The sequence below is a fragment of the Actinacidiphila oryziradicis genome, assembly GCF_005047355.1.
GTDB classification, from domain to species: domain Bacteria; phylum Actinomycetota; class Actinomycetes; order Streptomycetales; family Streptomycetaceae; genus Actinacidiphila; species Actinacidiphila oryziradicis.
On sequence record NZ_SUMC01000206.1, the window covers coordinates 1 to 6,789 of the forward strand.

General features: G+C 70.3%; 7 protein-coding genes and 2 pseudogenes. 7 read left to right on the forward strand and 2 right to left on the reverse strand.

Annotated elements, in window-relative coordinates; all coding sequences use genetic code 11:
* Positions 1–156: pseudogene (locus tag FCI23_RS61995) on the reverse strand (GntR family transcriptional regulator); the annotation flags it as partial.
* A 352-nt stretch (positions 157–508) separates the two neighbouring features.
* Between FCI23_RS61995 and FCI23_RS62000 the strand changes: the two are divergent.
* The 7 genes and pseudogenes from FCI23_RS62000 to FCI23_RS59000 form a co-directional block, all read left to right on the forward strand.
* Positions 509–690: pseudogene (locus FCI23_RS62000) on the forward strand (fumarylacetoacetate hydrolase family protein); the annotation flags it as partial.
* Position 691: 1 nt separating this feature from the next.
* On the forward strand, positions 692–1,441 hold the full coding sequence (locus FCI23_RS53180; RefSeq protein WP_136731284.1) for an SDR family NAD(P)-dependent oxidoreductase: 750 nt from the start codon (positions 692–694) through the stop codon (positions 1,439–1,441).
* 5 nt (positions 1,442–1,446) lie between these two features.
* Positions 1,447–1,770, forward strand: a complete 324-nt coding sequence (locus FCI23_RS53185) for an L-rhamnose mutarotase (RefSeq protein WP_136731287.1) — start codon at positions 1,447–1,449, stop codon at positions 1,768–1,770.
* A gap of 65 nt (positions 1,771–1,835) precedes the next feature.
* Entirely contained in the window at positions 1,836–2,669 is an 834-nt protein-coding gene (locus FCI23_RS53190; RefSeq protein WP_136731289.1) for an amidohydrolase family protein, read from the forward strand.
* On the forward strand, positions 2,666–3,640 hold the full coding sequence (locus FCI23_RS53195) for an aldo/keto reductase (RefSeq protein ID WP_136731292.1): 975 nt from the start codon (positions 2,666–2,668) through the stop codon (positions 3,638–3,640). The genes FCI23_RS53190 and FCI23_RS53195 overlap by 4 nt, the downstream gene beginning before the upstream one ends.
* Positions 3,641–3,681: 41 nt before the next feature.
* Entirely contained in the window at positions 3,682–4,062 is a 381-nt protein-coding gene (locus tag FCI23_RS53200) for a cupin domain-containing protein (RefSeq protein ID WP_246144894.1), read from the forward strand.
* Between the two features lie 187 nt (positions 4,063–4,249).
* Positions 4,250–5,752, forward strand: a complete 1,503-nt coding sequence (locus FCI23_RS59000; protein ID WP_211265878.1) for a glycosyltransferase 87 family protein — start codon at positions 4,250–4,252, stop codon at positions 5,750–5,752.
* An 80-nt stretch (positions 5,753–5,832) separates the two neighbouring features.
* On the opposite strand, the gene FCI23_RS53210 is transcribed toward FCI23_RS59000, so the two are convergent.
* A complete protein-coding gene (locus tag FCI23_RS53210; protein WP_169317443.1) occupies positions 5,833–6,651 on the reverse strand; it encodes a FadR/GntR family transcriptional regulator in 819 nt (272 codons plus the stop codon).
* Positions 6,652–6,789 lie beyond the last annotated feature (138 nt).

A 6,789-nucleotide genomic window follows, 5' to 3' on the forward strand; every position in this document is an offset into this window, starting at 1 on the left:
CGCGAGCCCCTGCTCAGTCGGCAGCCGGTCGCCAGGGAGCAGATTCTGCTCGGCGATGTAGTTCAACAGCCGCTCCGCGACCAGTTCGTACCCCGGACGGTAACGGTCCGACGCATCGTCCGGCCCCCCGGAACCGGCGTTGGCTGTGCCTGGCACCAGGCAACCTCCTCCCTGCTCGCATGAATCAGATCTATTTGCGCGGTCACTATGACATCGGGGTGGCCGAAAGGGAAGAGTTGTACCGAACTCCGTCAGCCAAGCGGGTAAGTCTGTGGAAACAAGCGGACAAAAGACCCCATCGCAGGACCGGGCATTGCACAGCGACCCCCCGATACATATGGTCCTTCCAGCCAGATTGAGCAGATGCTTCTGAAGCGGACGGCCGTCCCCGAGCACACCCGGCCGGACACTGCGGGAGACACCGTGATGAGATTGGCCCACCACGGCACAGCCCGAGCCGAACAACCGCTGGCCGCCGAAGCAGCGGCCGCGGGCGAACGGACAGCCGCACCATCTGGTCCGGTACCTCAGCCGGTTAATGGTGCTGCGCCCTGGCGACGTGATCAGCACAGAACACCGGCCGGGGTCACCCTGGGTCTGTCCGGACAGCCTTACCTACAAGCGGGAGACGCTGTGGAACTCGAGATCAACGGCCTCGGCCGGCAGCGGCAGACGATCGGGCAGGCCTGAGATGGGCGCGTTCGACGGCCTCGCCGCGCTGGTCACCGGCGGCGCGTCCGGGATCGGCCTGGCCACCGCCCGCCTGCTCTCGGCCGAGGGGGCGCGGGTCGCCGTGCTCGACCTGGCCGGCAGTGGCCCGGACGGCATGGCCTACGTCCGGGCGGACATCTCGGACGACGTCTCGGTCAGGGCGGCGGTTGCCACCGCCGTCTCTGCCCTCGGCGGCCTGGACGTGCTGGTCAACAACGCGGGAATCGGCGCCCAAGGCGGTGTCGAGGACAACTCCGACGACGAGTGGCGCCGCGTGCTGGAGGTGAACGTCCTGGGCCTGGTGCGAGTCACCCGCGCCGCGCTGCCCGCGCTCCGCAGCTCCGCGCACGCGGCGATCGTCAACGTCTGCTCCATCGCCGCCACCGCCGGACTGCCGCAGCGGGCGCTGTATTCGGCCAGCAAGGGCGCGGTGCTCTCGCTGACCCAGGCGATGGCGGCCGATCTGCTCCCCGAGGGGATCAGGGTCAACGCCGTCAACCCCGGCACCGCCGACACCCCGTGGGTGGGACGGCTCATGGACCGGGCGCCCGATCCGGCGGCGGAACGCGCGGCCCTCGCGGCCCGCCAGCCGCACGGCCGCCTGGTGACGGCCGAGGAGGTCGCCGCCGCCGTCGGCTACCTCGCCTCTCCGTCAGCCGCCTCGACCACCGGCGCCGCGCTGGCTGTCGACGGTGGCATGCAGGGACTGCGCCTGCGGGCGAAGGACTGAGGGGGATGCAGCGATTCGCCGCGGTCATCCGACTGCTCCCGGAGAAGGAAGCCGAGTACCGCGCCCTGCACGCCGCGGCTTGGCCCGGCGTGCTCGCCGCGCTGAAGCGGGCCAACATCGGCAACTACTCGATCTATCTACGCGACGGCCTGCTCTTCAGCTATCTGGAGTACACCGGCGACGACTATGCCGCCGACACCGCGCCCATCGCCGCCGACCCCGTCACACGGGAGTGGTGGACGCGGACCGACCCCTGCCAGCAGCCGTTGGACAGCGCCGCCGACGGGGAGTGGTGGGCGCCCGCAGAAGAAATCTTCCACCTGGACTGAAGCCCGGTCGCACCTCGATCGGCCACACCCAGCCTCCTACACCACCCCGACCGAAAGGCGGAGCCGTGCGCATCGACGCCCACCACCACGTCTGGGACCTCGCTGCGCGGGAGCAGCCGTGGACCACGGACATCCCGCTGCTGCGAAGGACCTTCACCGTCGACGAGCTGCGTCCCGCCCTGCGTGCGCACCGGATCGACGCCACAGTCGTGGTCCAGACGCTCCCGGTCGAGCCGGAGACGCCGGAGCTGCTCCGGCTGGCGGCGGCGGACCCCCAGGTGGCCGCCGTCGTCGGCTGGGTCGAGTTGACCGCCCCGGATGTGGGCGACCGGCTCGCCCGGCTGCGCGAACTGCCCGGCGGCGAAGCGCTCGTCGGCGTCCGGCACGGCGTGCAGGACGAGGCCGATCCGGACTGGCTGCTGCGCCCGGAGGTCCGCCGGGGCATCGCGGCGGTCGGCGCGGCGGGACTCGTCTACGAGCTGCTGGTCCGCCCCGACCAGTTGGCCGCCGCCGTGCGGACCGTCGAGGACCTGCCCGATGTGCGGTTCGTCCTGGACCACGCGGGCAACCCCGAGATCCTGCCCAGCGAACTCCCGCCGTGGACCGCCCGGCTGACCGCGCTCGCCGCGTGCCCCAACGCCGCGGTGAAACTCTCCGGCCTGGTGACCAGGACCGCGCCGTGGAGCGCGGCGGCGCTGCGCCCGTACTCCGACGTGTTGCTGGAGACGCTGGGTCCCGACCGCCTGATGTTCGGGTCGGACTGGCCGGTCTGCCTGCTCGCGGCGGGCTACGACGAGGTGATCGGCGTCGCCGAGGAGCTCACCGCGGCGCTGAGCCCGCCGGAGCGGGCCGCGGTATTCGGCGCCACCGCGGCCGACTGGTACGGGATCACCGCATGATCGCCCGTCGGCTCGGCCGCACCTCGGTTCAAGTGAGCGCCCTCGGCTTCGGCGCGGCGCCGATCGGCAACCTCTACAGCCCGCTCGGCGACGACGAGGCCCGTGCCACGATCGACGCCGCCTGGGACGGCGGTGTGCGGTACTTCGACACCGCGCCGCACTACGGCCTCGGCCTGTCCGAGCGACGGCTCGGCGCGGCGCTCGTCGGCCGTCCGCGCACGGAGTTCACTGTGTCGACCAAGGTGGGCCGGCTGCTGGAGCCCAATCCCGCGCCCACCGGATCGGACCTGGCCGCCGGGGGCTTCGCCGTCCCCGACACGCTGGTCCGGCGGCCGGACTACTCCGGGGACGGTGTCCGTCGCAGTCTGGAGGCCAGCCTGCGACGGCTCGGACTGGATCGCATCGACATCGTCTACGTCCACGACCCGGACGACCACCTGGATGCCGCGCTCGGCGAGGCGCTCCCGGCCCTGGCGGAACTGCGCGACCAAGGCGTCGTCGGCGCGATCGGGGCGGGCATGAACTCCGTCGCACCGCTGCTGCGGATCGTGACCGAGGCGGACGTGGACGCCGTCATGGTGGCCGGGCGCTGGACGCTGGTCGACCGCACCGCCGGGCCGCTGCTCGACGCGTGCGCCGAGCGGGGCGTGTCGGTGGTCGCCGCCGCGCCGTTCAACTCGGGCCTGCTCGCCCGGCCGTGGCCGCCCGACGACGCCTACTTCGACTACGGCCCGGCGCCCGCGCCGGTCCTCCGGCATGCCCGAGCCCTCGCCCGGGCCTGCGAGCTGCAAGGAGTCACCCTCCCGCACGCCGCGACGCGGTTCCCGCTGCGCCACCCGGCCGTGGCCTCCGTCGTCGCCGGCGTCCGCTCCCCCGCCCAGGCGGAATCCGCCGCGGCCTGGGCCACGACGGACCTGCCCGAGGACACCTGGCGGGCGCTCACGACGATCACCGAGGGGCTGACGGGCTGAGGAGCCCGGAATGGGCCGCGGATTACGGAAGGAAGTGCGGAATGGGCGAAATGGAATCCGACGTGCAGCCTGAGCTGAAGGACGAGCACGAGTTCTTCGACGCGGACGAACTGCCCTGGACGGACGCCGAGGGAGCGCCCGGGGTGTCGGAACGCGTCCTCAGCTCGACGCCCTCCGGCGACGGGGCAGAACTCACCCGGCTGGCCCGCTGGGCGCCTGGGCTCGACACTTCCGCCGCCGGGGTGATCCGGCACGCGTACTACGAAGAGGTCTACCTGCTCGAAGGCGAGTTGGAGGATCTCACGTTGGGCAGGACGTTCACCGCCGGCCACTACGCGTCCCGGCCGCCGGGCATGCCGCACGGCCCCTACCGTACGAGCACGGGGTGCGTGATGCTTGAGATCCGCCACCGGCCGCGATAAGCAACTCACGGGGCTTTTGCCCTCGCGGGGTACACAGCCTTTACCTGACTCTCAGGCTGCTCATATATTCGGTCGCTAAATTCCCGTTATCCGAATATACCGCCTTGAAAACCCCCGCGAAAGGCACTCCCCCCACATGCTCGACGCCTCCACTGCGACCCAGCGAGGGGATATGGTCCGTAATGCGTTGAAAAATGCGCGGACCGGCCTCCTTGAGAAGAGGGGCGGCAGGATCGCCCTCACCGCGGCGATCGTGATCGTCGCATTAGCCGCGCGCGCCGCGATGTACCGGTACCAGTCGGGAGATTACAACTTTTTCGTGCACCGCTGGTACACGTACATCGACACCAACGGCGGGTTCCGCGCCCTCAAGAACACCAGCTTCGCCGACTACAACGTCCCCTACCTCTATCTGCTGGCGATACTGACCTACCTGCCGGTCCCGGCGCTTGTAGGGGTCAAGGCGATCTCGATCGCATTCGACCTGCTGCTGGCGTTCTTCGTCCACCGCATCGTGGCCGAGCGCTACGGGAGGCATTCCTGGCAGCCGATCGCGGCCGCGGCTGTCGTGCTGTTCCTGCCGACCGTGGCCACCAACAGCGGATGGTGGGCACAGGCCGACTCGGTCTACTCCTCTCTGGCGGTGGGCGGGTTCTACTTCGTCGTGCGCCGACGCCCGTGGTGGGCCTGTGTGTTCTTCGGGCTCGCCGTGTCCGTCAAGCTCCAGGCCATCTTCATCTTCCCGTTGCTGCTCGTCCTGGCCCTCTGCCGGTGGCTGCCGTGGCGGTCCCTGCTGGCCATACCGGCGGTGTACCTGGCCCTCGACATTCCCGCGCTCCTGGTCGGCGCCTCGCCCGGTGACCTGCTGACGATCTACGCCCGGCAGACGGACTCCTACCAGTCCCTCACCCTCGGCGCGCCCAATATCTACCAGTTCGTCACGGCAACCGACGGCTCCGGCACCCTGCGGAAAGCGGGTATCGTGCTCACGGCCCTGGTGCTGCTCGCGCTGACGGCGTGGGTCGTACTGCGGCGCACCGGGCAGAAGCCGCTGCGGATCAGCTGGCGACGTCCCGAACTGACCCAGAACCGGCTGGTGCTGTTCGCGGCCGCCTCGGTCATCGTCGTGCCGTATCTGCTGCCGGCGATGCACGAGCGCTACTTCTACCTCGCGGAGGTGTTCAGCGTCCTGGCGGCGTTCCACCTGCCTCGCCGGCTGTGGTACGTGCCGTTGCTGGTGCAGACGGCGTCCTTCGGCGCGTACTGGCAATACCTGTCGACGCAGGGCGACATGGGGTCGGGCGGCGCGTTCGCCGGGGGCGGTGGCCCGGGTGCCGGTGGCGGGTTCCCCCGCGGCGGCGGGTCCGGTGCCGCGGGGGGTTCCCGCCCCGGTGGGCAGCCGGGCGGCGCGGGCGGAGGGTTCGGAGGAGGGGGCGGCGGCGGGGGCGGCGGGATGGGCCACACCGCCCCCGGCGGCTCCGGGGGCGCGACGAACCATGCGGGGGGATTGGGCGGCCGCGTGGCGTCGGCCGCGTCGAGCTACTCGACGGCGGAACTGATGATCTATGCCGTCCTGATGACGCTGGCCCTGCTGGCCGTCCTGTGGACCACCTTCCGCGAACTCCGGAACCGGAAGGCGGCCGTGTCCGCGCCTCCCGCGGTCGGCGACGCGCTGCCCGCGGAGTCCTAGCGCTCCGCACCGATGAGGACGCCCCGCCGGTCCGGACTGGCGGGGCGTCCTCCTCAGTGACAGGCGGCGGACGTGTCTCCTCAGCGTCTCCTGTCGAGCGCGCTGCCCAGACCCACGTTCGCCCTCAGCCAGGTGGACAGGAGGGCGGTGAGCCCGGGGTCGGTCTCCTTGATTTCCTTGGCGCGGGCCGAGGACTGGGTTCGTTTGATGACCTTCTGGTGATAGTCGCGGATGAGCTCGACGGCCAGGGCGGAATCCCGCTGCGCGATGGCCTCCACGATGTCCATCCGGGTCTTGTGCAGGAATCCCGCCACCCGCTGCCAGTCCTCGGTGCTGCCACCGGAGAGTTCGACGGCGAGCCCGATCTGGATCTCCGTGATGAATCGGCAGAGTGCGGCGAGCAGCGGGTTGTGCGAGATCGCGGAGAGGGTCACGAAGTAGTGCTTGAGTGCCGCTGCGGCCGACTCCACATCGACGATCTCCGCCGCCTGCTCGGCCGCACTCCGCAGTGCGGCGATGTCCTCGTCGGATGCCCGCTCCACGGCCAGCTCGACCGCGTAGGCGTTGAGAGCTCCCAGCAGGCCCAGGACGTCCATGGCGCTGATCTTCTCGAACTGGACGACTGAGGCGATGGACAGCGCGAGCAGGGTGTCGCCATCTGCGGTGACGATGGTTCGGCTGCCGTTCCGGGTGCTGAGCAGTCCCATGGCGGTCAGCACCCGGACAGCCTCACGGACGGTCGGGCTGCTGACGTCGTAGTTGGCCGCCAGTTCGCGCTCGGACGGCAGCCGGGCGCCGTCCGGCAGTGCGCCGCTGAGAATCTGGCTGCGCAGATCCTCCACGATCTGGTCAGCCACCCGGCCGCGGTACAGCTTCGCCGGTGGTTGCGACATCGCCATAACTCGCATCTCCTAGTGTCTCGTGATCCTGCAGTCGTTACTTTGATCGATGGGGCTCGTTGGTTCTGGCATGGAGCTCTCTGTGGAACAGACCGCTGAGTTGCGGGAGTTGGTGAACAGTCGCGACGTGCCGGCTGT

What these genes read in the sequence shown, in the direction of transcription:
- FCI23_RS53180 (WP_136731284.1), top strand. Translation starts at nt 692, where the DNA reads ATGGGCGCGTTCGACGGCCTCGCCGCGCTGGTCACCGGCGGCGCGTCC.
- FCI23_RS53185 (WP_136731287.1), top strand. Translation starts at nt 1,447, where the DNA reads ATGCAGCGATTCGCCGCGGTCATCCGACTGCTCCCGGAGAAGGAAGCC.
- FCI23_RS53195 (WP_136731292.1), top strand. Translation starts at nt 2,666, where the DNA reads ATGATCGCCCGTCGGCTCGGCCGCACCTCGGTTCAAGTGAGCGCCCTC.
- FCI23_RS53200 (WP_246144894.1), top strand. Translation starts at nt 3,682, where the DNA reads ATGGGCGAAATGGAATCCGACGTGCAGCCTGAGCTGAAGGACGAGCAC.
- FCI23_RS53210 (WP_169317443.1), bottom strand. Translation starts at nt 6,651, where the DNA reads ATGGCGATGTCGCAACCACCGGCGAAGCTGTACCGCGGCCGGGTGGCT.